The sequence below is a fragment of the Streptomyces sp. NPDC057743 genome (genome assembly GCF_042798755.1).
GTDB lineage: Bacteria > Actinomycetota > Actinomycetes > Streptomycetales > Streptomycetaceae > Streptomyces.
Genome location: NZ_JBHVJX010000025.1, coordinates 1 through 25,143, shown reverse-complemented (window position 1 = coordinate 25,143; position 25,143 = coordinate 1). Strand labels below are relative to the sequence as shown.

Sequence of the window (25,143 nt, the reverse complement as noted above, 5' to 3'; positions counted from 1 at the left end):
TCGGTACGCCCCCGTAGAGTGGCGGTCATGCAGGTGATCCAGTCAACGAAGCTCGCCAACGTCTGCTACGAAATCCGCGGCCCGGTCCTTGAGGAGGCCATGCGGCTGGAGGCAGCGGGTCACCGCATCCTCAAGCTGAACACCGGCAACCCTGCGGCGTTCGGCTTTGAATGCCCGCCCGAGATCCTGGAAGACATCCTCCGCTCGGTGGGCACCGCACACGGCTACGGCGACGCCAAGGGCCTGCTCTCGGCCCGCCGCGCGGTGGTCCAGCACTACGAGACCAAGGGCATCGAGCTCGCCGTCGACGACGTCTATCTGGGCAACGGCGTCTCCGAGCTGATCCAGATGTCGATGCAGGCACTGCTGGACGACGGCGACGAGGTACTGGTCCCGGCCCCGGACTACCCGCTGTGGACGGCCTCGGTCTCGCTCTCCGGCGGCACCGCCGTCCACTACCGCTGCGACGAGCAGGCCGACTGGATGCCGGACCTCGCCGACATCGAGCGCAAGGTCACCGACCGCACCAAGGCCATCGTCGTCATCAACCCCAACAACCCCACCGGCGCCGTCTACGACGACGAACTGCTGCGCGGCATCGCCGAGATCGCCCGCCGGCACAACCTCATCGTCTGCGCCGACGAGATCTACGACAAGATCCTCTACGACGGCGTCACCCACACCCCGTTCGCCGCGCTCGCCCCCGACCTGCTGACGCTGACCTTCAACGGCCTGTCCAAGGCGTACCGCGTCGCCGGCTACCGCAGCGGCTGGCTGGCGGTCTGCGGCCCGAAGGCGCACGCCGCCTCCTACATCGAGGGGCTGACGATCCTGGCGAACATGCGGCTGTGCGCCAACATGCCGGCGCAGCACGCGGTCGCCACGGCCCTCGGCGGCCGGCAGTCGATCAACGACCTGGTGCTCCCCGGCGGCCGGCTCCTGGAGCAGCGCGACACCGCCTACGAGCTGCTGACCCGTATACCGGGCATCAGCTGCGTCAAGCCCAAGGGCGCGCTCTACGCCTTCCCGCGGCTCGACCCGAAGGTCTACAAGATCAAGGACGACCGGGAGATGGTGCTGGACCTGCTCCGCGCCGAGAAGATCATGATCGTCCACGGCACCGGCTTCAACTGGCCCGAGCCCGACCACTTCCGCCTGGTCACACTGCCGAACAAGGACGATCTGACCGACGCCGTCACCCGCATCGGCTCCTTCCTCGACGGCTACGGACAGTACTGACGCACCGCGACTTCTATACAGACCACAACTTTAGACAGAGTCTAAGCTAGGATGGCCTCCTGGACTTTTTCAGGAGGCCATCCCATGTACGAACCGATCCGCACCAAGTCGGTCCACAGCATGGCCGTCGCCCAGGGGATCCCGCACCGGTCCCGCGAGGAGGAGCTGGACATCCGGCTCGCCGGGCAGCTGACCGCCCTGCTCACCGTCACCGACGAGCTGCACGCCCTGACCGGGTGCCCCGCGGAGCGCGCCGCGCTGGCCTCCGCGGCCGAGCGCATCGCCGCCGAGGTCACCCGGCTGAGCGGCCAACTCCCGCTGCGGGCCGAGCCGTCCGGCGGCGACCCGGCCCGGATACCGGCCCTCCGCCAGCGCGCCCGCACCCTCGCTGGCAACGCCCTGGCCGTCGCCACCACACGCGACGACGCCGACGCCATCAAGCTCGCCGAGGACCAACTGGCCGCCCACACCGCGGACAGCCCCGACCTCGCCACCGCCTGAAACCACCAGCACCGCCCCGTAGTTCCCCCACCCACAACGGGAGGGGACGGGCCGGAGGGGCCGGTGTGCAGGACGTAAAGCGAAGCAGTCCTGCACATCGGCCCCGGAGACCCGTCACCGCACCCAACAGCCCCGCGCCGCAGGCGCAAAGACAGCAACCCCCACGGCGGGACAGCCGACAACGTGGGCCGCAGGCACCGTCAGCCGAGCCGTCGCACCAACGCCCGGTACTCGTCCCACAGCTCCTTCGGCGCATGATCACCGAAGGTGTTGAGGTGCTCGGGGACCAGCGCCGCCTCCTCCCGCCAGACGTCCTTGTCGACGGTGAGCAGCAACTCCAGGTCCCTCTCGGAGAGTTCGAGGCCCTCGGTGTCCAGCGCCTCCTTGGTGGGCAGCACGCCGATCGGCGTCTCGACGCCCTCGGCCGTGCCCGCCAGCCGCTCGACGATCCACTTGAGCACCCGGCTGTTCTCGCCGAAGCCCGGCCACACGAAGCGGCCCGCGTCGTCCTTGCGGAACCAGTTGACGTAGTAGATCCGCGGCAGCTTCGCCTGGTCCTTGTCGGCGCCGACCTTGAGCCAATGCGCCATGTAGTCGCCCATGTTGTAGCCGCAGAACGGCAGCATGGCGAACGGGTCCCGGCGCAGCTCGCCGACCTTGCCCTCGGCCGCGGCGGTCTTCTCGGACGCCACGTTGGCACCCAGGAAGACGCCGTGCTGCCAGCTCAGCGACTCGGTCACCAGCGGCACCGCGCTGGCCCGGCGGCCACCGAAGAGGATCGCCGAGATCGGCACGCCCTTGGGGTCCTCCCACTCGGGTGCGATGGTCGGGCACTGGGATGCCGGCACGGTGAACCGGGCGTTGGGGTGCGCGGCCGGAACGCCCGACTCCGGCGTCCAGTCGCTGCCCTTCCAGTCCGTCAGGTGCGCCGGGGTCTCCTCCGTCATGCCCTCCCACCACACGTCGCCGTCGTCGGTGAGGGCGACGTTGGTGAAGACGGAGTTGCCCCAAAGGGTCTTCATGGCATTGGCGTTGGTGTGCTCGCCGGTGCCGGGCGCGACGCCGAAGAAGCCGGCCTCGGGGTTGATCGCGTAGAGCCGGCCGTCCTCGCCGAACCGCATCCAGGCGATGTCGTCGCCGATCGTCTCGACCGTCCACCCCGGGATCGTCGGCTCCAGCATGGCCAGGTTGGTCTTGCCGCAGGCGCTCGGGAACGCCGCGGCGACGTACTTGGCCTCGCCCTGCGGCGGGGTCAGCTTGAGGACGAGCATGTGCTCGGCCAGCCAGCCCTCGTCGCGGGCCATGACGGAGGCGATCCGCAGCGCGTAACACTTCTTGCCGAGCAGGGCGTTGCCGCCGTAACCGGAGCCGTACGACCAGATCTCCCGGTCCTCGGGGAAGTGCGAGATGTACTTGGTGGAGTTGCACGGCCACGGCACGTCCTGCTCACCCTCGGCCAGCGGGGCACCGAGGGTGTGCACGGCCTTGACGAAGAAGCCGTCCTCACCGAGCTCGTCGAGGACCGGCTGACCCATCCGCGTCATGGTGCGCATCGACACCGCGACGTACGCGGAGTCGGTGATCTCCACACCGATCGCGGAGAGCGGGGAGCCCAACGGCCCCATGCAGAACGGGACGACGTACATCGTCCGACCCTTCATCGCGCCGCGGAAGACGCCCTTTTCACCGGTGAAGATCTCCCGCATCTCGGCGGGCGCCTTCCAGTGGTTGGTCGGACCGGCGTCCTCCTCCTTCTTTGAGCAGATGAAGGTGCGGTCCTCGACGCGCGCGACGTCCGACGGGTCGGACGCGGCGTAGTAGGAGTTGGGCCGCTTGATCGGGTCGAGCTTCTTGAACGTGCCCTTTGCGACGAGCTCTTCGCACAGCCGCTCGTACTCCGCCTCCGAGCCGTCGCACCACACGACCCGGTCGGGCTGGGTGATCGCCGCTATCTCTTCGACCCACTCGCGCAGGCCCTGGTGCCGGGTCGGGGTGGGAGCCGCGTTGTCGCGCGCCACGATCGCTCCTAGATGAGGGGTTTGGTCGGCTTCCCATGCATAAAGCCAGAAAACCGCTTCTTTTGCTGTTTTGCCCCTTGGGGGCCGCGACCCGGATGCTTCGTGACCGCTCATCCGGTGCCGACCGCACTCATTTGATCATCCGACCCTGATTCGCTTCTGTCCAGGGGGCACCGTGGTGACCGTCACCACTTCCGGACGATCTGTAACCTACGGTTGCGTAGGTAGCATTGCGCCATGACTTCCGCGCCTGACGCCGCCGAAAGCCAACCCCCCGCCGGGCCGCCCAAGATCGAGCCCGGCGCGGCGATCGCCGCCGCGGCCGCGCCACTCAAACCGAAGCTGCGCGGCTGGCTGCACGCCGGGATGTTCCCCGCCGTCCTGCTCTCCGGCGTCCTGCTGACCGCGCTCGCCGACAGCCCCCGCGGCCGCCTCGCCTGCGCGATCTACACCCTCAGTGCCTGCCTGCTCTTCGGCGTCAGCGCGCTGTACCACCGCGGCAATTGGAGCCCGCGGATGGACGGCGTGCTGCGCCGCCTCGACCACGCCAACATCTTCCTGATCATCGCCGGTACCTATACGCCGTTGACGCTGTTGCTGGTGCCCGGCACCCACGGACAGATACTGCTCTGGGCGGTCTGGGCGGCCGCACTGGCCGGCATCGCCTTCCGGGTCTTCTGGGTCGGCGCTCCGCGTTGGCTCTACACCCCCTGCTACATCGCGATGGGTTGGGCGGCGGTCTTCTTCCTCCCCGACTTCCTGCGCACCGGCGGCATCGCCGTCCTCGTCCTCGTCATCGTCGGCGGACTGCTCTACAGCGCGGGCGGCGTGATCTACGGCATCAAGCGCCCCAACCCGTCACCGCGGTGGTTCGGCTTCCACGAGGTCTTCCACTCCTTCACCCTCGCGGCCTTCGTGGTGCACTACGTCGGCATCTCGCTGGTCGCGTATTCGCATCCCTGAGGCGGGCCGGACCCGGGCGGCCGACGCCCCGGGTCTGCCCACCGGCCTTTTGGCCAGCACCCCGCGCCAGCCCGGCCGCGGCCGCGAGGCCGCGGCCACCTGCCACGCCAGGACCGTCACCCCGGCCAGCACCAGGGCCGTCACCAGCAGCCCGCCGCCCAGCAGATAGCCGCCCACGCACAGCGCCGCGGCGAACGCGGCGTATCCATGGATCGCAGGTCGCATCGTCACGCCTCCCTCCGAACGTCACTGTTAGTAACCATTCCCGCGTCACAGCGTGACACACCCCACTGACAGTCAGGGGGCTGTCAATCCGCCAGGCATCGGTCCCGCGACGGGTGGGGACAATGGGTCGCATGGTCTCCGCACGCACCCCCGCCGCCGCACCGCCCCGGAAGTCGAAGCCCGGACTGCGCGAGCGGAAGAAGCTCCGGACCCGCCAGGCGATCCGCCGGGCCGCCTTCCGGCTCTTCGCCGAACGGGGCTACGACGCAACGCCCGTTGACCGGATCGCCGAGGCCGCGGAGGTCTCCCCCAGTACCGTCTTCCGCTACTTCCCCGCCAAGGAGGACATCGTCCTCACCGACGAGTACGGTGCCCTGCTGGAGCACGGGATCCGCGCCCGCCCGGCCGGCGAACCGCTCGTCGAGACGCTGCGGCACGTCACGGTAGGGATCATGCGCGGCATCGACGCCGCCGACCGCGGCGAACTCGTCCAGCGCATCCGCCTGATCCGCGAGGTGCCCGCCGTCCGGGGCCGCACCGCGGAGCTCACCGCCGGGCACCTCGACCTCATCAGCGCCGCCCTCGCCGAACGCACCGGCCGGCCGGCGGACGACCTGGGTATCCGGGTCGTCGGCGCGGCGGCCCTGGCCGCCCTCCAGGAGGCGCTGCTGCACTGGGCCGAGGACACCCGGGCGACGGACCCGGAGGAACTGATCGACCGCGCGATGGACGTCCTGGCCCGCGGGCTCACTCTCTAACGCGCGCGCTCCCGGCCACCGGGTCGCCCGTCCGGCTCCCCCAGCCGCGCGGCCAACCGTGCCCGCAACCGGGTCAACCGCGCGATATGGCCGTCCAGTTCGGCCAGCCGGCGCCGGGCCACCTCCTCGGCGGCCGCGCACCGCCCGGCCCCCGGTTCGGTCCCGATCAGGTCCGGTACGCCCTCCGGCGGCAGGGTCTGCAGCAGGTGCGCGAAGGCCCGGACGTCGCCCACCGTCAGCCCCGCCTCGCGCAGTTCGCGGACCGCCCGCAGCCGGCGGACGTCCTCCGCGTCGTACTCCCGGTGGCCCGACGGCGTCCTGCGGGCCGTCACCAGCCCCTGCTGCTCGTAGTAGCGCAGCGCCCGCGGCGTCAGCCCGGCTGCCGCCGCCGCGTCCCCGATCCGCACCGGCCGTTCCCCCCGTCCCGTACTTCCCGCTAGTTTCCGGCCGTTGGGCCGCGGCGCTCCCCGGCCGCCCCGTTCAGCGCGCGCTCGATGTCGGCCGCCCAGGACAGCAGCTCCTCGTCCGCGCCGGACCGGCCCACCAGTTGGAGCCCCAGGGGCAGCCCGTTGGCGGCCCGGCCGGCGGGCAGGCTCAGCGACGGCAGCCCGGCGTTGCTCCACGGAAGGCACATGATCGAGCTGCCCGTGGTCGTCAGGTCGGCGGGCGCGGGCCCGGTGGCGGCCGGCGCGATCCACAGGTCGATCCCGGCGCCCGCCGCGTCCGCCGCGAGCCGCTCCCTGAAGGCGGCGCGGCGCTCCCGGGCCTCCTGGTAGGCAGCGTCCCCGATCGACTGACCCGCGCGGAGGGCGGCGGCGGTCTGCTCCCGGTAGCGGGCGCCGTGCCGGGCGAACCATCGGACGTGGGCCCGCGCGACCTCGTAGCGGTTCATGGTGAAGAGCTGCTCGACGATCCCCGCGAAGTCGGCCATCACGGGCGCCTCGCGCACCTCGTAGCCGGCCGCCGTCAGCGCCTGGCGCTGGGCGTGGAAGGCCCGTAGCGCCTCGTCGCCGGCCCGGTCCAGATAGGGCCCGACCGGTACACCCAGCACCGGCGGGCGCCCCGGCCCGGCCGCGGTCCGCCAGCCGTCGCAGAGCACCGGGGCGGTCAGCGCGATGCCCGCCACATCCGTCGCATAACACCCGAGGGTGTCGAAACTGACCGCGTTCGGGATCACCCCGGCGAGCGGTATCCGCCCGTAGGTCGGCTTGAAACCGACCACCCCGCAGTAGGCCGCGGGCCGGATCATCGAGCCGACGGTCTGCGTCCCGATGGCCAGCGGGACCATCCCGGCGGCGACCGCGGCGGCCGAGCCGCTGCTCGAACCCCCGGGCGTGTGCGCCGTGTTGTGCGGGTTCCGGGTCGGTCCCGGCGCGGTGACCGCGAACTCCGCGGTGACGGTCTTGCCGGCGATCAGCGCGCCCGCGGCCCGCAGCCTGTCCATGACGGTCGCCTGCGGTCCGGCGAGCTCCTCGGGCGGCAGCGCCGAACCGGCCCGGGTGGGCAGCCCGTTGACGTGCACGATGTCCTTGACCCCGATCGGTACGCCGTACAGGACGGGCCGCCCGCCCGGCCCCCGCGGGTCGATCGCGGCCAACTCACGGGCCGCGGCGAGCAGTCGGGCGCGCCGTCCCGGCTCGGGCAGGAACGCCCGGACCCGCCCGTCCACGGCGTCGATCCGGTCGCAGGTGCGGCGCACCGCGCCTGCGGGGTCGTCCGCACCGGAGCGCAGCGCCGCGGCCTCCTGGACGAGGGGGCGGCACCCGAGCAAGGTCGTCACCCTTGCAGGCTACCTCCGGGCCACAAACCCCCCGGAAGAATTAACCAGTTGGCGCCCTGGGCCCACCGCATGCCCTCGCGTGCGGCAGCTCCGAGGCGCCCCTACGGGCCCGCTCCCCTCCCCCGGGGATCGGGTCCGTATGACCGTCCGCCCCTACAACTCCACCAGTACGGCGCCCAGATGCTTCCCCGCGATCAGCTCCTGGAGGGCCCGCGGGGCCTGGGCGATGCCCTGGAGGCGGGCGTGCGGGAAGGTGAGGGTGCCGTCGCGCAGCCCCTTGCCGAACAGCTCGTTCCACCGCGGGATCAGGTCCAGGTGGTCGTAGAGGGCCACGCCGCGCATCGTGATGCTCCGGGCGAGCAGCGAGAGGGTGTCGATCGGGACGGCGCCGGCGCCCCCGTTGGCGAGCTGGCTGGAGAGCGCGCCCACCAGGGCAATCCGGGCGCCCCGGTTGGCCACCGCGATCGCGGCCTGGAGCTGCTCGCCGCCCACGTTGTCGAAGACCGCGTCGACGCCCTCCGGGGTGGCCGCGCGCAGCTGCTCCTCGATGGGCCCGGCGCCGCGGAGGACCACCGCGTCGTAGCCGAACTCCTTGACCAGCCGGTCGGCCTTCTCCCTCGAGCCGGTGCTGCCGATGACCCGGGTGGCGCCGCGCAGCTTGGCGAGCTGGCCGGCGAGCGAGCCGACGCCGCCGGCCGCGCCGGTGACGAACACCGTGTCGCCGGGACGCACTTCGGCGCCGGCGTCGATGCCCATCAGGGCGGTGGGCCCCTGGGAGAGGTAGCCGGCCGGGTCGGGCAGCTCGGCGGCGTCGTGGCGCTGGACGTCGCCGGCGTCCAGCAGGGCGTACTCGCGCCAGCCGAAGTGGTGCTCCACCAGGTCGCCGGGCTTGAGGTCGGTCCCCGGGGCGGCGACCACCTCGCCGACGGCGGGCCCGTTGAGCGCCTCGCCGACCTGGAAGGACGGCAGCGGGATGCCGGTGTCCTCGTCCATCAGGGTGCGCATCACGGCGGCGACCGCCATGAGGGTGTTGCGTACGAGTACCTGACCCTGTGCCGGTTCCGGAACGGGGACCTCCACGAGCTCGAAGAGGTCGTCGGTGACCGGCCCCGTGGGGCGGGCGGCCAGGCGGACTTCGTGGTGCGTGCGGTTCGTCATGCCCGAAGGCTAGAACTTGACGCGCGCGTCAAGTTCAATCCGGTCGCTGGTCCTAGGACCTGAGGCGGGGCCGGGCCGGTAAACGGGCCACGGCCCCGCCGCGCCGCCTCAGTTGCGCAGCCGCTCCGCGAGTTCCTCCGGGTCCGTCGTCGGCCGCTCGCAGGTGAAGTGCCGGCACACGTAGGCGGCCGGCGCGCCGTCGACCAGGGGGCGGGCCATCAGCAGCGGCACCTCGGCGGCCTCGTCCGCCCCTGGGGCGCCCAGCGCCACCACCGCGCCCGGGGCGATGCCCAGCAGCGCCGCGCGGTGCAGCGCGCGGGTCGCCGGGTCGTCCGCCGGGCCGACCACCGCGACCTCGCGCGGCCCGTCCAGGGCGGCCTCGGCGACGGCCAGCCCCCAGCCGATGAAGCGGGGCGCCCGGCCGCCCAGGGCGGTGACGATGCCGAGCGCGCGCTCCGCGGCGTCCCGGTGGAGCGCGCTGCCGGTCAGCGCGGCGTACGAGAGCAGCGCCCCGGCCGCGGCGCTCCACCCGGAGGGCGTGGCGTTGTCCGTCGGGTCCTGGGGGCGGCGGATCAGCCGCTCGGCGTCGGCGGCGGTGTCGTAGAGGGTGCCGTCGGCGGCGGTGAACTGGACCAGCACGGTGTCCAGGAAGAAGCCGGCGAACTCCACCCAGACGCCCTCCCCGGTGACCGCGGCCAGCGCGAGGAAGCCCTCGGCGACGTCGGCGTAGTCCTCCAGAACACCGGCGTTGGTGCCGGCCGTGCCGTCCCGGGAGGTGCGGTGCAGCCGGGCCTGCCAGTCCATGTGGACGCGGACGAGCAGGTCGGCGGCGTCGGTGGCGGCCTGGACGAGGTCGGGGCGGTCGAAGTAGGCGCCGGTCTCGGCGAGCGCGGCGATGGCCAGCCCGTTCCAGGAGGCGACGATCTTGTCGTCCCGCCCGGGGCGGGGCCGCTGCGCGCGCGCCGCAAGGAGCCGCTCGCGCACCGACGCCACCCGTTGGGCGTCCACCAGCTCACCGGTGTCGGGGAGTTGGAGGACAGAGGCGCCCTCCTCGAAGGTACCCTCCTCGGTGACGCCGAAATACGTGGCGGCGAACTCGGCGTCCTTCTCCCCCAAGGTGGCGCGCAGTTGCTCCGGCGTCCACACGTAGTACGCGCCCTCGGCGTGCCGCCCGGTGCCGTCGTCGCTGTCGGCGTCCAGCGCGGAGGCGAAGCCGCCCTGGTCGGTGCGGAGTTCGCGGACCATGAAGTCGGCGGTCTCCAGGGCGATCCGGCGGGCCAGGTCGGAGCCGGTGGTGCGCCAGAGGTGGGCGTAGGCGCGGCACAGCAGGGCGTTGTCGTAAAGCATCTTCTCGAAGTGCGGAACGACCCATTCCCGGTCCACGGAGTAGCGGGCGAAACCGCCGCCGAGCTGGTCGTAGATCCCGCCGCGGGCCATCGCCGCGCAGGTCGCCTCGACCATCTCCAGGGCGCCGGCGGAGCCGGTCCGGGCGTGGTGGCGGAGCAGGAACTCCAGGACCATGGCCGGCGGGAACTTGGGCGCGCCGCCGAACCCGCCATGCACCGCGTCGAATTCGCGGGTCAGCCCCATCAGGGCGGCGGCCAGCTCCTCGGGGCGCGGGGGCCGCTGCTCCCCCTCGGGCAGCGACTCGGCCAGCGACCGGCCCGCGAGGTCGGCGACGATCCGGCCGGCGACCTCGCCGACCTCGTCGCGCCGGTCGGCCCAGGCGCCCCGGACCCCTTCGAGGACCTGCCCGAAGGAGGGCATGCCGTGCCGCGGCTGGGGCGGGAAGTACGTGCCGAAGTAGAAGGGTTCGGCGTCGGGGGTGAGGAAGACGGTCATCGGCCAGCCCCCCTGGCCGGTGGCGGCCTGCACCGCCTCCATGTAGACGGCGTCGACGTCCGGGCGCTCCTCGCGGTCGACCTTGACGGCCACGAAGTGCTCGTTGAGCAGCGCGGCGAGCGCCGGGTCCTCGAAGCTCTCGTGGGCCATGACGTGGCACCAGTGGCAGGAGCTGTAGCCGACGCTGAGCAGCACCGGCACGCCGCGCCGGCGGGCCTCCTCGAACGCCTCCGTGGACCACGGCCACCAGTCCACCGGATTGTTTGCGTGCTGGAGCAAATATGGGGAAGTCTCATGAGCCAGGCGGTTCGGCATGGGGTCATCCTCTCCCAAGGGGGCCTCCGGTGCCGGGAGAGGCGGGAGTTGTCCACAGCCCTGCCGGATTTCGCCTGGAGACGGAAGACTGTGCGTACGGCGGTGATCACGCCGGGGCGGGGCCGCGACGGCGCGGGCACGCACCGGCCGCACGGGGGATCCGCCGAGGGACTGCTGGATTGACCGCCAGGGCTCCTGGCGACTGCTGGAGGGGGACGGGCATGCCGGGCGAACTGGTCGGACTGCGCGCAGGGCACCGGAAGGAGGCCGACGCGCTGCTGGAGCGGACCGTCACGGAGGAGGTGCGCCGCTCGGGCGGCCGGCTCGACGGGCCGGCGCTGCTGAGCAGAGCGCGGGCGGCACTGGACGAACTGGCCGCCCCCGCCAAGGAGGAGTACGGCGCCTACGTCCGCGCGTTGGACGAGGCGGCGGCCGGCCGGCGGCCGCTGTCGGAGCGGTTGACGCGCAAGGAGTTGAGCACCGCGGCGGTGACGGCGGTGGTGGCCGCGGCGGCCGCGTTCGGCGCCGACCTCGCGTACGGCACGGGCAGTGGGCCGGCGCTCGGCGCGGGCGCCGCGGCCCTGGTGGCCGGCGCGGCGGCCACGGTCGTGAAGCTGACCGCCGGCCACCTCCCGGCGGCGCACCGGCAGGCCGGCATGCAGGGCCAGCCCGGCGGCCCCGAGCAGCTGCGGTTGCAGTGGTTGACGGCGCTGGAGGTGCGGGGCATCCGGCCGTTCCTGGATCAGCAGCGGATGCTGACCGCGGCCGCCCGCGGCGGCTCCGCGGCCACCGCCCGGCCGGCGGGGAAGGGCTCCCGCGGGCCGCAGCTGCGCGGTGCGGACCGCAGTGCGGCGGCCCGCCGGCGGTCGGTCCTGGAGCGGTCGTTCGCGCAACTCCCGCAGCCCGCGGGGCGGTTCGCGGGCCGCCGGGCGGAGCTGGCGCAGCTCGCCCAGTGGGTGCAGGCCGGCCGGGCGAGCACGGAGACCCGGCCGATCGTGGTGGTGCTGCACGGCGAGCCCGGCTCGGGGCGGACGGCGCTGGCGGTGCGGGCGGCGCATCAGCTACGCGACCAGTTCCGCGGCGCGTGCCTGGTGGACCTGCGCGGGGACACCCCGGGCGAGGTGCCGCTGCCGACCCGGGACGCGCTGCTGCACCTGCTCAACCGCCTGGGCGCGCCCCGCGAGCAGCTGCTGTTCCGCGAGCGTCCCTCCCAGGAGCAGCACGTCCGGCGGCTCACCGAGCTCTACCACCAGCACCTGGCGGACCTGCCGGTGACGGTGTTGCTGGACGACGCCTCCGACGCCGAGCAGGTGCGCGCCCTGGTGCCGGACGGCTCCGACAGCCTGGTCCTGGTCACTGCCCGTACGCCGCTCGATCTCCCCGCGGACCTGGAGGCGCATGTGCACCAGCTCCCGTTGGCCGCGCTGGACACCGTGGGCACCGAGGAGTTGCTGCGCGCGGCGGCCGCCTCCGCCGAGGAGCCGGCCGCCGGCGCGGGCCCGTACGACGCGCAGTCCATCGACCGGATCTCCGAGCTGTGCGGCGGGCTGCCGCTGGCGCTGCGGGTCGTCGGCTCCGCGCTGGGCGACCGCTCCCCCGCCGAGCTGGCCCGGGAGTTGGCGGCAGTCGAGGAGCCGGCCCCGGTAGCCCGAGCCCTGGCGCTGCGCTACGCCGACCAATCGCCACCGGCCCGGCAGCTGTTGCGGCGGCTGGCCCTGGTGGGCCGGGCGAGCCTGGGGGTGGCCGCCGCGGCGGCGCTGCTGGGCCTCCCGGACGCGGAGGCGAAGCGGCAGTTGACGGCGCTGGCCGGTGCCGGGCTGATCGAGCACGTCCGCGGCGAGCGCTACCGCCTGCACCCCCTGGTGCACCGCTTCGCGCACGACCGGCTGGCGACCGAGGAGGAGCCGGCCGAGCGCGCCGCGGCCCAGGAGCGGCTGATCCGCGGCTATGCGGAGCTGGCCGACGCGGTGATCCGGCTGGTCGACGGCAACACCTCCACCCGCGCCGACCGCTTCGGCCCGCACGGCTTCGCGTCCCTGGACGCCGCCCTGGCCTGGCTGGACGACGAGACCAGCTTCATCACGGCCGCGCTGCGCCATGCCGACCAGGACGTCGACCAGGACACCGTCGCGCACCTGTTGGGCGCGCTGTGCGACTACTGCCTGCTGCGCGGCGACCTCTACCGCCTCGGCGAGCTGAGCGAGCTGACCCGGGCGGCCGGCCAGGGCATGCTGGTGCGCTCGGTGCAGTGGCGCACCGGCGTCGCGGCCCGCCAGCTCGGCGAGTTGGACCGGGCCCGGACGACCCTGTCGTCCGTCGTCGACCTCTACTTCGAGGCGCAGCACCCGGTCGGCGCGGCCCGCGCGCTGCGCGACCTGGGCATCACGCTCCAGCAGCAGGGCAATCTCACCGAGGCCGCGGCCAAGCTGCGGGAGGCGCTCCAGCTCCAGTCCGGCCCGGAGATGCGCGGCGACCGGGCGTGGACGCTGCATGCGCTGGCGGCCGTCGAGCGGGACCGGGCCCGGCTCGCCGAGGCGCTCGTGATGCTGCGCGAGTCGGTGGAGCTCCATGAGGAGAGCGAGAGCCTGCACGGCCAGGCGTGGGCACACTTCCAGCTCGGCCAGGTCCATCTGCGGCGGGGCGACGTCCCACAGGCCGAGGCCGCGCTGTCCTCCGCGCTGGAGCTGTACGGCCGTACCCATGACGACCGCGGTACGGCCTGGGCGATGACGCAGCTGGCCCGGGCCCGCCTGGTGGCCGGCGACCCGGGGCCCGCCGTGGACCAGCTCCGTCAGGCGCTGCCGCTGCACCGCCAGCACGAGGACGCCCGCGGCGAGGCGTGGACGATGTACTACCTGGGCCAGGCGCTGGAGGAGCGCGGCGAGCGCGACGAGGCGCTGCGGCAGTTGGAGCGCTCGCGGAATCTGTTCAGCCGGATGCACGACGGCTACGGCCTGGCCTGCGCCCGGCACCATGCGGGCCGGGTGACCCGGGACCTGCGGGCCGAGCAGACCGGTTCGCTGCGCAACAGCGGCTTCGCCCGCCAGCTCCTCCAGGACGCCCGGAAGGACTTCCAGCGGATCGGGGTGGCGCACGGCGAGGCGTGGTCGGTGCTGGAGCTGGTGGTCGTCGACGCCGGCAACGGCCGCGCGGCCCAGGCGCTGGAGCTGGCCGACGAGGCCGCACGGCTCTTCGTCGGCTACGGCGACCGGCGGGGCGAGGACTGGGCCCGGTTCCTGCGCTGCACGCTGCTGCCGTTCGCGTCGCCGGGCGGCTCGGTGGTCGGCACGGCGGTGGCGCAGGAGGAGCTGGCGCAGCTGGTCCGGGAGCGGCACGACGGCCGGGACGCCAAGTTGGAGGACTGCGCGGGGACCTTCGCGCTGCTGCTGGAGCGCGGGGTGGAGCCGGAGACGGGCTGGCAGGCGTGGCGGCTCGGCATGGTGCCGGACCGGCACGCCCGGGAGGTCATGGGCGTGCCGACGGAGCCGGCGACCGCGGGCTAGCGGGCCGGCGGGCGTCCGGCCCACGGCACGGCTCGCCGACCGCTTGGACCGGCGAGCCGCCGGGCCGGTCGGCCGACCGCTGCCAGACGGCCGGTCCGTATGACCGTCACCCGGTCCTCGCACCGGTGCGCCGAGCTCCGGCGCACCGGGCCGTCAGCTGGTCTTGGGCTCCGGGGCCGCGGCGGCCTGGGCGGTGGCGCCGCCCTGACCGTCCTCGGCGGGCTCCTCGAAGTCCACCTTCCGCATGTGCTTGTTCATGGACTTCATCAGCAGCCACACGGCACCGCCGATGACCGCGAAGACGATGAAGCCGAGGACGCCGGGCGTCACCTTGTCCTTGTCAAAGCTGTCGGCAAGGGTGACGAAGTGCGTCAGGGCGAGGGTGCTGGTCGCGCTCATCATGGCGTCAATTGTTGCGGATGCCCGCGAAGAGGTCGTCCTCGGGGAGCGAAGTGTCCACGAGCGACTTCGCGAGCTCGTATTCCTCCGTCGGCCAGACCTCGCGCTGGATGTCCATCGGCACCCGGAACCACCCGCCGTCGGGGTCGATCTGGGTGGCGTGGGCGATCAGCGCCTTGTCGCGGATCTCGAAGAAGTCGGCGCACGGGACATAGGTGGTCAGGGTGCGCTCGCGCTGCTCGAACTGCTTCCAGCGCTCCAGCCACTCGCCGTAGGGCGACTCCAGGCCGCGCGCCAGCAGCGCCTCGTGCAGCGCGAGGGTGCGCGGCTTGTTGAAGCCCTGGTTGTAGTAGAGCTTCTGCGGCTGCCAGGGCTCGCCGGCCTCCGGGTACTTCTCCGGGTCGCCGGCCGCATCGAAGGCCACCATCGTGATCTTGTGGGTCATGATGTGGTCCGGGTGCGGGTAGCCGCCGTTCTCGTCGTAGGTCGTGATCACCTGCGGCTTGAACGTGCGGATCAGCTCCACCAGGCGCCCGGCGGCGACGTCGACGTCCTGGAGGGCGAAGCAGCCCTCGGGCAGCGGCGGCAGCGGGTCGCCCTCGGGGAGGCCGGAGTCGACGAAACCCAGCCATTCCTGCTTGACGCCCAGGATCTCCCGGGCCTCGTCCATTTCCTTCTTGCGCACCTCGTGGATGTGCTCCTCGATGTACGGGTCCCCCTGGAGTTTGGGGTTGAGGATGGAGCCTCGCTCGCCCCCCGTGCAGGTGGCGACCAGCACGTCCACCCCCTCGGACACGTACTTGGCCATGGTGGCCGCCCCCTTGCTCGACTCGTCGTCGGGGTGGGCGTGAACCGCCATCAATCGCAGCTGCTCAGTCAAGACTCGATCCTCAGTGAAGCGCCGGAGAAGATGCCTCCTATAGTGACCGAAGCGAGGGGGCGCTGTATTCCCTGGGGCGGGGACCCCCCCGGGGGTCTGCTGGTTCCCGGTCCCCTACCAGGAGGATGGATCATGGCCGCGGTGCGCGAAGGGCTGCCGGACGGACGCTACGGACGCTCCGCCGACCAGCGCGCCGACCGCACCCTCAAGATCGTCGGCGCGGTGCTGGGCGCGGTGCTGCTCGGCGTGGTCGGCTGGCTGGGCGCCTCCTACATCTCCGGGCAGGACCTCAGCGGCCGGATCATCACCTGGGAAGCGGTCTCCGACCACGAGGTCAAGGTCCACCTCGAAGTGGTCAAGGACAAGGGCGACACCGGGGTGTGCACGCTGCGTTCGCAGGCCATCGACGGTTCCGAGGTCGGCCGCAAGGACGTCGCCATCGACCAGCGCTCGGGCCAGGTCGACACCGAGGTCTCGGTGCGGACGACGAAGCGCGCGACCAACGCCGTGCTCGTCGGCTGCACGCGCTCGGCGGCCGGCAAGAGCTGACCCCGGGGCGCCCGGATCGGGGCCGCGCGACGGTACCGACGGCTCCCCGGTGACACGTTCGGACGAGCCCTGAGCACCGCCCGATCGCCTCTGATCAGCGGCGATGCGTTCCTGTCCGGTCACTGTGAAATTCCTCTTCCCCCTTTTGTGCCGGAATTGTTAGGCTCGTGGTTTCGCCCACCGGTGAAGGCGCAAACCTTCCAGGTAGGGCGTTTGATTTATCCCCAGTACCGACGAGGAGCACCTGTGACCCAGACCAGCGAGAACGTCACCTGGCTGACCCAGGAGGCGTATGACCAGCTCAAGGCCGAGCTGGAGTACCTGTCTGGTCCCGCACGCGCCGAGATCACCGAGAAGATCCAGGCGGCCCGCGAGGAAGGTGACCTGAAGGAGAACGCCGGGTACCACGCGGCCAAGGAAGAGCAGGGCAAGCAGGAGCTGCGCGTCCGTCAGCTCAAGCAGCTGCTGGAGTCGGCGAAGGTCGGCGAAGCCCCTGAGGCCAACGGCACGGTCGCCCCCGGCATGGTCGTCACCATCGCGTTCGACGGGGACCCGGACGACACGCTTTCCTTCCTTCTGGCCTCGCGGGAGTACGCGAGCGGGGACATCGAGACCTACTCCCCGCAGTCGCCGCTGGGGTCGGGTGTGAACGGCAAGAAGGTCGGCGCCGATGCGGAGTACGAGCTGCCCAACGGCAAGACCGCGTCGGTGAAGATCCTCGACGCCAAGCCGTACAACGGCTGAGCCGCGAGGCACCCCGAAGCCTCACGCGAAAGCGGCCCGGAGCAATCGGCTCCGGGCCGCTTCTCGTCGGTGTGGGCGGGTGGTTCAGACGGTCGCCGAGCGGTACTTGCGGACCGCGAGCGTCCGGAAGATCGCGATGATCAGGACGGACCAGAGCACCGAGGCGAGCACCGGGTGTTGCATAGGCCAGGCGTCCGGCACCGGATAGCCCTTGGGAAGGTTGCCGAACAGGTCCCTTGCTGCCTGCACGGTGGCGCTGAAGGGGTTCCACTCGGCGAAGTACCGAAGCACCGTTGGCATGTTGGCGCTGGGCACGAAGGCGTTGGAGATGAACGTCAGCGGGAAGAGCCAGAGCAGTCCGCCGGAGGTGGCGGCCTCAGGGGTGCGCACGCTCAACCCGATCAGTGCTCCGATCCAGGAGAACGCGTAACCCAGCAGGAGCAGCAGGGCGAAGCCGGCCAGCACGCTTGCCACGTTCTCGTGGACGCGCCAGCCGATGATCAGCGCGACCACGGCCAGCACCACCAGCGTCAGCGCGGTCTGCACCAGGTCGGCCAGGGTCCGGCCGGTGAGGACGGCGCCGCGGGACATCGGCAGGGAGCGGAACCGGTCGATCAGGCCCTTGTGCATGTCGTCGGCGATCCCCGCGCCTGCTCCGGCGGTGGCGAAGGTGACGGTCTGGGCGAAGATCCCGGCCATCAGGAACTCTCGGTATCCGGAGGGGCTGATGCCCGCACCTGGGACGCTGATGGAGCCGCCGAACACGTAGCTGAACAGCACCACGAACATGATCGGCTGGATGAGCCCGAACACGAGCACTTCGGGAATCCGCAGCATGCGCGTGACGTTCCTGCGGGCAATGACCAGGGAGTCACTGATGCCGCTCACTTCGCCAGCTCCTTCCGGGCTCCCAACCCACTCACGTTCAGGTCTCGGCCGCGCAGCGAGATGAAACCTAGTCGAGACGGGCGAACACGATTCGGGATGCGCAGCATCCGGATCAGATTGCGCTGGGCGACGACCAGGGAATCGCGCACGGAACGGGTGAGGCCGCCGCGCGACCGGGGGTTCCGGGCGGGGGCCTGACCGGCCGCGTGATCGACCGCGCTCATCGCACACCTTCCTTCGTGGTCTGCGCGTCGGGCCGGTCCCGGTCCGCGCGTCCGTTGCCGTTCTCCGCCGTCTCGGCGGCGTGCCCGGTCAGGGCGATGAAGACGTCGTCGAGGGTCGGGCGGCGCAGCCCGATGTCGTCGATCTCCACGCCGCGGGAGTCCAGTTCGCGGATGACCTCGGCGAGCAGCTTGGCGCCGCCGGTCACCGGGAACGTCAGCTTGCGGGTGTGCGACTCGACCGTGCCCTCGCCCTTGGCGACCGCACGCAGGACGCCCTCGGCCGCCGGCAGGTGCTCGGCGGCGTGCACCACGACCTCGATGCGCTCGCCGCCGGTGCGGGCCTTGAGTTGGTCGGAGGTGCCGCGGGCGATGACCCGGCCGTGGTCGACGACGCAGATGTCGTGCGCGAGCCGGTCGGCCTCCTCCAGATACTGGGTGGTGAGCAGCAGGGTGGTGCCGCCGGCGACCAGTTCCTGGATGACGTCCCACAGCGCCTGGCGGTTGCGCGGGTCCAGGCCGGTGGTCGGCTCGTCCATGAACATCACGGGCGGGCTGACGACCAGCGCGGCGGCGAGGTCGAGCCGGCGGCGCATCCCGCCGGAGTAGGTCTTGGCGGTGCGGTCGGCGGCGTCGGCGAGGTTGAACCGCTCCAGGAGCTCGTCGGCCCGGCGCTTGGCCTCGCGGCCGCCCATCTGGTAGAGCCGCCCGACCATGACCAGGTTCTCCCGGCCGGTCAAGTACTCGTCGACAGCGGCGAATTGGCCGGAGAGGCCGATGGCGCGGCGGACCGCGTCGGGGTGCGCGAGGACGTCGATGCCGGCGACCCGCGCGGTGCCCCGGTCGGGGCGCAGCAGGGTCGTCAGGACGCGCACGGCGGTCGTCTTGCCGGCACCGTTCGGGCCGAGCAATCCGAGGACGGTTCCCTCGGGGACGTCGAGGTCGACGCCGTCCAGCGCCCTCACCTCGCCGAAGGTCTTCACCAGCCCTTCGGCATAAATGGCGCCTGGCATGTGGGTACCCCCATGGCTTGGGTCGATTCAGGTCGATACGGCGGATGAGCCGAATGGTACGGAGAACAGTTCGGTTCGCCCTGCTTTGCGGTGGTTCGCGTGATGTCAGGGCTGCGGTGCAGCGCGCTTCCGCGGCGGCACAGCGTGGCGCAGCGCCCCCGCGGGCCACCGATGCTACTCCAGACGCGATACATCGCGTTATGGATTTTTACGATGCCCAGACGCCCAGACGCAACGCAGCGGAGCGGCAGCCGCTCGGCCACCACCCCGCTTACCCCCGATGCGCGCCCGCGCACCGCCGGCTCAGACCGCGACCACGTCGTACCCCGCCTCGCGCAGCGCCGCGCGCACCTCGGCGCAGTGCTCGGGCCCCTTGGTCTCCAGATGGAGCTCGACCTCGGCCTCGGTGAGCCCGAGCCGGGGATCGGTGCGGACGTGCCCCACGTCGAGGACGTTGGCGTCCACCACCGTCAGGACGCCGAGGAGGGTGGCCAGCGCGCCCGGGCGGTCGGTGAGGCGGAGCCGGAGGGAGAGGTAGCGGCCGGCGACGGCCATGCCGTGCCGCAGGATCCGTTGCATCAGCAGCGGATCGACGTTGCCGCCGGAGAGCACCGCGACCACCGGGCCCTCGAACGAGCCGGGCGAAGACAGCAGCGCCGCCACCGGGCTCGCCCCCGCCGGCTCCACCACCAGCTTCGCCCGCTCCAGACACAGCAGCAGGGCGCCGGACAACTCGTCCTCGGTGACCGTGCGGACGCCGTCCACCAGCCGGTGCACGATCTCGAACGGCACGTCCCCGGGCCGCCCCACCTTGATCCCGTCGGCCATCGTGGTCAGCGGCTCGATCGCCACCGGCCGCCCCACCGCCAGCGACGGCGGATAACAGGCCGCGGCCGCCGCCTGCACCCCGACCACCCGCACGTCCGGCCGCAGCGCCTTGACCGCGACGGCGATGCCCGCCGCCAACCCGCCGCCGCCCACGCCGACGACGATGGTCCGCACCTCCGGGCACTGTTCGAGGATCTCCAGGCCGACCGTGCCCTGGCCCGCGATGATGTCGCGGTGGTCGAAGGGGTGGATGAAGACCGCCCCGGTCCGCCGCGCGTGCTCCTGGGCCGCGGCCAGCGTCTCGTCCACCACCTGGCCGTGCAGCCGCACCTCGGCGCCGTACTCGCGGGTCGCGGCGACCTTCGGCAGCGGGGCACCGACCGGCATGAAGACCGTCGAGGCCACCCCCAGCAGGGACGCCGCCAGCGCCACCCCCTGTGCATGGTTGCCGGCGCTCGCCGCCACCACGCCGGCCGCCCGCTCCTGTGCCGACAGCCGGGCGATCCGCACATACGCGCCGCGGATCTTGAACGAGCCGGTGCGCTGGAGGTTTTCGCACTTGAGGTGGACGGGGGCGCCCACCCGCTCCGACAGGTAGCGGCTGCCCTCCAGCGCGGTGGCCCGCGACACCCCGGACAGCAGCTTCTGCGCCTCGCGCACGTCGTCAACCGTGATCTCCCCGGGGCCCGCCGGTGTGGTGGGTGCGGAACCCGTGGGCCGGTGCGACGCGTGCGACGTGTGGTCGGCCATGCGGTCAGTGTCGCAGTTCGGCCACCGACGGGGCTTTTCCGGCCGGATGGCGGACACCGGTGTGCCGCCGACCCCGCTCACGACAGGGCAGGTACGGCCGGCGCCGGCGCCGCGTACGCTGTCTTCCCAATTACCCGCCCCGATTAAGCGAGCCCCGGCCATGCCCACCTCTCCGGACATGACGACCCACACCGACACCGCCCTTCTCGACGCGCTGCAGCACCAAGTGGCCGTCTTCGCCCGCCGCGCCGAACAGAGCCGGCTCGGCGGCGTCGGGCAGGCGCGCAACTCCATGGACCGCGCCGCCTATCTGCTCCTCAACCGCCTGGACCAGGAAGGCCCGATGGGCGTCAAGGCCCTGGCGTGTGGGATGGGCATCGACTCCTCCACCGTCACCCGGCAGGTCGCGCCGCTGGTGGACGCCGGACTGGTCAGCCGCACCACCCACCCCGAGGACGGTCGCGCCGTCGTCCTCGAACTCTCCGAGCGGGGGCACGCCCGGCTCGACGAGGTGCGGGCCTCGCGACGGGCGCTGATGGCGATGGTGACGGAGGAGTGGAGCGAGGAGGAGCGCACGGCGTTCACCACGCTCCTGACGCGCTTCAACACCTCCCTTGCCGACATCACGGCACTGTCGCCGAGCGGTCCGCCGGCCGCTTCTTGAGGCGTTTCGCCACGTGTTGGGGTGCCCCGTTGCGTAGGGAGGCGTTCGCTACGTGGGGAGGCGTTCGCCACGCGAGGTGGCGGGCTCCACGCGAGGTGGCGGGCTCCACGTGAGGTGGCGGGCTCCACGTGAGGTGGCGGGCTCCACGTGAGGTGACGCCCACGGGGCGTCGTCCTCGCGTGAGCGGATCGGGGGGCGCCCGCCGCGCAGGCGTCGCGCGGTCGCGTCGCCCCTCTTGACCCGGCCCCGAGCTGCCGTGCCAATAGGGGCCAGGGGGCTGGCCCGTTCGGCGCCGGGGTGCCGCCCCAGGGGCCGGGGCGTCGGCCGCCCGGCATCCGGGAGGCGCGGTGGGGGAGCGGCAACAGGAACGGGAGCGACGCCGAGCCCGGGAGTTCGCGGCGTTCACCGCGGGCGCGGCGGGGCGGCTGCTGCACGCCGCCGTACTGCTGACCGGCGAGGTGGCGGACCAACCGGCCCCCGCCGCCGAGGAGTTGCTGCTCACGGCGCTGGCCCGGACGTACGCGGGCTGGGAGCGGCTGCGCGGCGAGGACCCCTACGAACGGGCCCGCCGGGAGCTGGCCGCGGGGTTCGCGCGCACCGCCCGACGACATCGCCGGCCGCGGGGCGGTCCGCTGGGCCGCCTGACCCCGCGCGAACGGCTGGTGCTGGTGCTGCGCCTCCACGAGGACGTCGCCGAGGAGCAGATCGCCGCCCAACTCGGGCTCCCCGCCGAGCGGGTGCGCACCCTGTGCCGGCACGCCGTCTGCGCACTGCGCAGCCGCCCGGACGCGCATCCCGCGTTGCCGTGAACCCGCGGGAGGGTCAGGAGCGGACCGCCCCGGAGACCGGCACGCCGTCCGGCGGCCGTAACGGTCCATCGGCCGGGGCCCGTTGGAGCACCCCGCCCCAGGAGACCGGGCGGCCGGATTCCCGGGCGCCCGACCGGAAGGAGAGCGAGGTCCGGCGGATGCTGCGGGCCGGACCGTATCCGCCGGTGCCGCCGGACCTCGGCGGGCGGGCCGCCGCCCGGGGCCGCCGGCTGCTGCTGCGGCACCGCCTGCTGCACCGCACCGGGGCGCTGCTCGCCCTGGCGGCGCTGCTGACTCTCCTCATCTGGGCGGGAGTTGAGCAGCCCTGGCGCCCGCCACCGGCCCGCACCACCCCTCCCGTAGCGGGGTACTGACCCACGGCGGGGCACCGACCCCGTACCGAGGACCGAACGGGCCGGGGGCGGACCACCGGGAACACGCCTCAACCGGCCGCCGAGGACGGGTCGCAGCCGACCACCGACGACGGGTCACAGCCGACCGTCGAGGGCCGGACCGCGGCCGTCCGTCGAGCGGGAGCCGGCTCAGCCCAGCGCCTGCGTGAGGTCGGCCAGCAGGTCCTCGACGGACTCGATGCCCACCGAGAGGCGCACCAGGTCCGCGGGGACCTCCAGCGCCGAACCGGCCACCGAGGCATGCGTCATCCGCCCCGGGTGCTCGATCAGCGACTCCACGCCGCCCAGCGACTCCCCGAGGGTGAACAGCTTGGCGCGGTTGCAGACCTCCACCGCCGCCGCCTCGCCGCCGGCCACCTGGAACGACACCATGCCGCCGAAGGACCGCATCTGCTTGGCGGCGACCTCGTGGCCGGGGTGCTCGGACAGGCCCGGGTAGTAGACCCGGGTGACCTTCTCGTGCGAGGTCAACAGCTCGGCCACGCGCGCCGCGTTGGCGCTGTGCCGGTCCATCCGGACGGCCAGCGTCTTGATGCCGCGCATGACCAGCCAGGCGTCGAACGGCCCGGCGATCGCGCCCATCGCGTTCTGGTGGTAGGCCAGTTCCTCGCCGAGGGCGTCGTCGTTCACCACCAGCGCGCCGCCGACCACGTCGGAGTGGCCGCCCATGTACTTGGTCGTGGAGTAGACCACCACGTCCGCGCCGAGGGCGAGCGGCTGCTGGAGGTAGGGGCTGGCGAAGGTGTTGTCGACCACCAGGCGGGCCCCGGCGTCCCGGGCGATCCCGGCGAGCGCCGCGATGTCGCTGATGCCGAGCAGCGGGTTGCTGGGCGTCTCGACCCAGATCGCCTTCGTACGGGGCCGCAGCGCGTCCCGTACGGACTGCGGGTCGGAGGTGTCGGCCACCGACCACTCCACGCCCCACCGCTCGACGACCTTGGCGAACAGCCGGAAGGTGCCGCCGTAGGCGTCGTTGGGGATCACGACGTGGTCGCCGGGGACGAGCAGGGTGCGCAACAGGCAGTCCTCGGCGGCGAGGCCGGAGGCGAACGCGAGGCCGCGACGGCCACCGTCGAGGGCGGCGAGGTTCTCCTCCAGGGCGGTGCGGGTCGGGTTGGCGCTGCGGCTGTACTCGTAGCCGCCGCGCAGCCCGCCCACTCCGTCCTGCTTGTACGTGGAGACCTGGTAGATGGGCGGTACCACCGCGCCGGTGGCCTGGTCGGGCTCCTGACCTGCGTGGATGGCACGGGTTTCGAAGTGCTGGTGGCGCGTCTCGCGCTGATCGCTCATATCTTCTGAGGGTAGCTGGCCCCACGGCCGAACTTTCCGGAACTTTCTGGTTCGCTGGATAGTGGATACGTAGGAGAGGACGGAGATCGCCCCGGCGACCGGTGCCCGACCCACGGACCACCCGCCGTCGACGGCCTCCCCTCCGCCCACCCGCCCCTCCAACCGGGACACACCACATGGACGCTCTGCTGCTTCTCTTCGCCGCGATCGCGCTCGGCGGTCTGGTCTTCCTGCCGTGGATGCGGCGCCGGCGGGCCGCGGCGCACACCCAGCGGGGCCTGACGGTGGCCACCGACCCGATGGCCGGCTACGGCTTCGTCCCCCTGGAACAGCTCGACGTCCGGCTGCCCGGCCCCGACGAGGAGCTGGCCCGGGCGCTCGACGAGGTCCGCCGGACGCACGACTGGCGCCCGGCCGCCGAGCTGCTCCGGTCCACCGGCGACGACTGGGAGCTGCGCTGGCAGCGGGTGCAGACGCTGGCCGGCGCGGCCGCGTTCGAGCTGGCGGAGAGCGCCCAGGCCACCGCCGGGGGCGCGCGGACCGGCGGCATCTGGCTGCGCACCTGGCGCGCGGAGGCCCCCAAGGACCCCGGTGGCGCGCAGACACACGCCCAGTTCCTGGTCCTCCAGGCGCTGCGCGACCCCGGCTCGCAGGACTTCCGCATGATCCTGGAGGAGGCCCGTACGGTCTGCCGGGAGGCCGCACTGCTGGCGCCCGGCAGCCCGATCGCCCACATCACGGAGCTGGCCGTCGCCCGCGGCCTGGGCGAGCGCGCCGCCGACTACGAGGAGCTGTGGGCCGAGGTCCACCGACGGGCGCCGCACCACATGGGCGCGCACCTGGCGGCGCTCCCGTACTGGTCGCAGAAGTGGCACGGCTCCCGTAAGGAGGCCGAGGAGTTCGCCGCGCGCGCGGCCGCCGCGGCCCCGGCCAAGAGCCTGCTGCCGGCCCTCCCGCTCTTCGCGGTCTACGAGCACCTGCCCGAGGCCAACATGGTCCGCAGTCTCTTCCAGAGCGCCGTCGTCGAACGCGCCATAGAGGGCGCCCACTTCGCCCTCCAACAGGCCCCCGCCGACCACCCCATGGCGCCGCACGTCCGCCACCTGCTCGTCTGGTTCCTGGTTCGCGCGGAGCGCTACGCCGAGGCGATGGAGCAGCTCCGACTCGTCGACGGCCACGTGGGGGCCGTCCCCTGGTCCTACGGCCGCAGCCCGGCCGCCGAGTACGCCGCCTACCGCGCCCTGGCCATCGCCGGCTGGGAACAACTCGGCGGCACCTCGGCCAACTTCCGCGCCCAGGGCTAGGGCGCTTCTGACGGATCTCCGTGGAGGAAGGAGCGGCGTCTGGTGCGTGCGATCGCAAGGCGCCGGGATGGCTTCATAGCGGAGCTATG

The 25,143-nt window shown here is 72.7% G+C and carries 23 protein-coding genes; 11 read left to right on the top strand and 12 right to left on the bottom strand.

From position 1 onward, the window contains the following. Window positions 1-27 precede the first annotated feature (27 nt). The gene (locus ACFVFQ_RS26365) at window positions 28-1,239 is read left to right on the top strand and encodes a pyridoxal phosphate-dependent aminotransferase (RefSeq protein ID WP_383420327.1); all 1,212 of its coding nucleotides are present in this window, start codon (window positions 28-30) and stop codon (window positions 1,237-1,239) included. Between the two features lie 84 nt (window positions 1,240-1,323). Then, window positions 1,324-1,740, top strand: a complete 417-nt coding sequence (locus ACFVFQ_RS26360; protein ID WP_383420325.1) for a hypothetical protein — start codon at window positions 1,324-1,326, stop codon at window positions 1,738-1,740. A 200-nt stretch (window positions 1,741-1,940) separates the two neighbouring features. Here ACFVFQ_RS26360 and ACFVFQ_RS26355 read toward each other — a convergent pair whose 3' ends face one another. Continuing rightward, window positions 1,941-3,758: a phosphoenolpyruvate carboxykinase (GTP) gene (locus ACFVFQ_RS26355; protein WP_383420323.1), complete on the bottom strand. Its 1,818-nt coding sequence runs from the start codon at window positions 3,756-3,758 to the stop codon at window positions 1,941-1,943. A gap of 237 nt (window positions 3,759-3,995) precedes the next feature. Between ACFVFQ_RS26355 and ACFVFQ_RS26350 the strand changes: the two genes are divergently transcribed. Continuing rightward, window positions 3,996-4,721, top strand: a complete 726-nt coding sequence (locus ACFVFQ_RS26350; protein ID WP_383420321.1) for a hemolysin III family protein — start codon at window positions 3,996-3,998, stop codon at window positions 4,719-4,721. A 356-nt stretch (window positions 4,722-5,077) separates the two neighbouring features. Further along, window positions 5,078-5,704 carry a TetR/AcrR family transcriptional regulator gene (locus tag ACFVFQ_RS26345; RefSeq protein WP_383420319.1) on the top strand — a complete coding sequence of 209 codons (627 nt, stop codon included), beginning with the start codon at window positions 5,078-5,080 and terminating at the stop codon, window positions 5,702-5,704. Here the strand turns inward: ACFVFQ_RS26345 and ACFVFQ_RS26340 are convergent. The 4 genes from ACFVFQ_RS26340 to ACFVFQ_RS26325 form a co-directional block, all read right to left on the bottom strand. Beyond that, the gene (locus tag ACFVFQ_RS26340; RefSeq protein WP_383420317.1) at window positions 5,701-6,111 is read right to left on the bottom strand and encodes a MerR family transcriptional regulator; all 411 of its coding nucleotides are present in this window, start codon (window positions 6,109-6,111) and stop codon (window positions 5,701-5,703) included. The two genes, ACFVFQ_RS26345 and ACFVFQ_RS26340, sit on opposite strands and share 4 nt — an antisense overlap. A gap of 29 nt (window positions 6,112-6,140) precedes the next feature. Continuing rightward, a complete protein-coding gene (locus tag ACFVFQ_RS26335) occupies window positions 6,141-7,484 on the bottom strand; it encodes an amidase (RefSeq protein ID WP_383420315.1) in 1,344 nt (447 codons plus the stop codon). Window positions 7,485-7,637: 153 nt separating this feature from the next. Further along, window positions 7,638-8,642: an MDR family NADP-dependent oxidoreductase gene (locus tag ACFVFQ_RS26330; RefSeq protein WP_383420313.1), complete on the bottom strand. Its 1,005-nt coding sequence runs from the start codon at window positions 8,640-8,642 to the stop codon at window positions 7,638-7,640. Between the two features lie 108 nt (window positions 8,643-8,750). Next, window positions 8,751-10,799, bottom strand: coding sequence for a thioredoxin domain-containing protein (locus ACFVFQ_RS26325; RefSeq protein ID WP_383420311.1), 2,049 nt, complete (start codon window positions 10,797-10,799; stop codon window positions 8,751-8,753). A 221-nt stretch (window positions 10,800-11,020) separates the two neighbouring features. On the opposite strand from ACFVFQ_RS26325, the gene ACFVFQ_RS26320 reads away from it, so the two are divergent. After that, entirely contained in the window at window positions 11,021-14,302 is a 3,282-nt protein-coding gene (locus tag ACFVFQ_RS26320; protein WP_383420309.1) for a tetratricopeptide repeat protein, read from the top strand. Between the two features lie 153 nt (window positions 14,303-14,455). Here the strand turns inward: ACFVFQ_RS26320 and ACFVFQ_RS26315 are convergent, their stop codons facing one another. Both ACFVFQ_RS26315 and mca read right to left on the bottom strand, forming a co-directional pair. Next, window positions 14,456-14,704 (bottom strand): hypothetical protein, encoded by a 249-nt coding sequence (locus ACFVFQ_RS26315; RefSeq protein WP_383420307.1) that lies wholly within the window; start codon window positions 14,702-14,704, stop codon window positions 14,456-14,458. 4 nt (window positions 14,705-14,708) lie between these two features. Then, window positions 14,709-15,581 (bottom strand): mycothiol conjugate amidase Mca, encoded by an 873-nt coding sequence (gene mca / locus ACFVFQ_RS26310; RefSeq protein ID WP_383420305.1) that lies wholly within the window; start codon window positions 15,579-15,581, stop codon window positions 14,709-14,711. 132 nt (window positions 15,582-15,713) lie between these two features. Here mca and ACFVFQ_RS26305 point away from each other — a divergent pair, with 132 nt between their 5' ends. Both ACFVFQ_RS26305 and greA read left to right on the top strand, forming a co-directional pair. Next, window positions 15,714-16,130 carry a DUF4307 domain-containing protein gene (locus ACFVFQ_RS26305; protein WP_383420303.1) on the top strand — a complete coding sequence of 139 codons (417 nt, stop codon included), beginning with the start codon at window positions 15,714-15,716 and terminating at the stop codon, window positions 16,128-16,130. A 246-nt stretch (window positions 16,131-16,376) separates the two neighbouring features. After that, window positions 16,377-16,874: a transcription elongation factor GreA gene (gene greA / locus ACFVFQ_RS26300; RefSeq protein ID WP_383420301.1), complete on the top strand. Its 498-nt coding sequence runs from the start codon at window positions 16,377-16,379 to the stop codon at window positions 16,872-16,874. 84 nt (window positions 16,875-16,958) lie between these two features. Here greA and ACFVFQ_RS26295 read toward each other — a convergent pair whose 3' ends face one another. The 4 genes from ACFVFQ_RS26295 to ilvA all read right to left on the bottom strand — a co-directional run bounded on the left by ACFVFQ_RS26295 (window position 16,959) and on the right by ilvA (window position 20,574). Further along, on the bottom strand, window positions 16,959-17,762 hold the full coding sequence (locus ACFVFQ_RS26295; RefSeq protein WP_383420298.1) for an ABC transporter permease: 804 nt from the start codon (window positions 17,760-17,762) through the stop codon (window positions 16,959-16,961). After that, window positions 17,759-17,986, bottom strand: coding sequence for an integral membrane transport protein (locus ACFVFQ_RS26290; RefSeq protein ID WP_383420293.1), 228 nt, complete (start codon window positions 17,984-17,986; stop codon window positions 17,759-17,761). The genes ACFVFQ_RS26295 and ACFVFQ_RS26290 overlap by 4 nt, the downstream gene beginning before the upstream one ends. Further along, on the bottom strand, window positions 17,983-18,996 hold the full coding sequence (locus tag ACFVFQ_RS26285) for an ATP-binding cassette domain-containing protein (protein WP_383420291.1): 1,014 nt from the start codon (window positions 18,994-18,996) through the stop codon (window positions 17,983-17,985). The genes ACFVFQ_RS26290 and ACFVFQ_RS26285 overlap by 4 nt, the downstream gene beginning before the upstream one ends. A 303-nt stretch (window positions 18,997-19,299) precedes the next feature. Then, on the bottom strand, window positions 19,300-20,574 hold the full coding sequence (gene ilvA, locus ACFVFQ_RS26280; RefSeq protein WP_383420289.1) for a threonine ammonia-lyase: 1,275 nt from the start codon (window positions 20,572-20,574) through the stop codon (window positions 19,300-19,302). Between the two features lie 160 nt (window positions 20,575-20,734). Between ilvA and ACFVFQ_RS26275 the strand changes: the two genes are divergently transcribed. The 3 genes from ACFVFQ_RS26275 (at window position 20,735) to ACFVFQ_RS26265 (ending at window position 22,421) form a co-directional block, all read left to right on the top strand. After that, the gene (locus tag ACFVFQ_RS26275) at window positions 20,735-21,238 is read left to right on the top strand and encodes a MarR family winged helix-turn-helix transcriptional regulator (protein WP_383420287.1); all 504 of its coding nucleotides are present in this window, start codon (window positions 20,735-20,737) and stop codon (window positions 21,236-21,238) included. Window positions 21,239-21,585: 347 nt separating this feature from the next. Further along, window positions 21,586-22,047: a sigma factor-like helix-turn-helix DNA-binding protein gene (locus ACFVFQ_RS26270; RefSeq protein WP_383420285.1), complete on the top strand. Its 462-nt coding sequence runs from the start codon at window positions 21,586-21,588 to the stop codon at window positions 22,045-22,047. Then, window positions 22,044-22,421: a hypothetical protein gene (locus tag ACFVFQ_RS26265; protein ID WP_383420283.1), complete on the top strand. Its 378-nt coding sequence runs from the start codon at window positions 22,044-22,046 to the stop codon at window positions 22,419-22,421. Before ACFVFQ_RS26270 ends, ACFVFQ_RS26265 begins: the two co-directional genes overlap by 4 nt. A 168-nt stretch (window positions 22,422-22,589) precedes the next feature. Here ACFVFQ_RS26265 and ACFVFQ_RS26260 read toward each other — a convergent pair whose 3' ends face one another. After that, window positions 22,590-23,750 (bottom strand): cystathionine gamma-synthase, encoded by a 1,161-nt coding sequence (locus tag ACFVFQ_RS26260; RefSeq protein WP_383420281.1) that lies wholly within the window; start codon window positions 23,748-23,750, stop codon window positions 22,590-22,592. Window positions 23,751-23,926: 176 nt separating this feature from the next. Here ACFVFQ_RS26260 and ACFVFQ_RS26255 point away from each other — a divergent pair, with 176 nt between their 5' ends. Then, the gene (locus tag ACFVFQ_RS26255) at window positions 23,927-25,054 is read left to right on the top strand and encodes a hypothetical protein (RefSeq protein ID WP_383420279.1); all 1,128 of its coding nucleotides are present in this window, start codon (window positions 23,927-23,929) and stop codon (window positions 25,052-25,054) included. The last annotated feature ends 89 nt before the right edge of the window (window positions 25,055-25,143 follow it).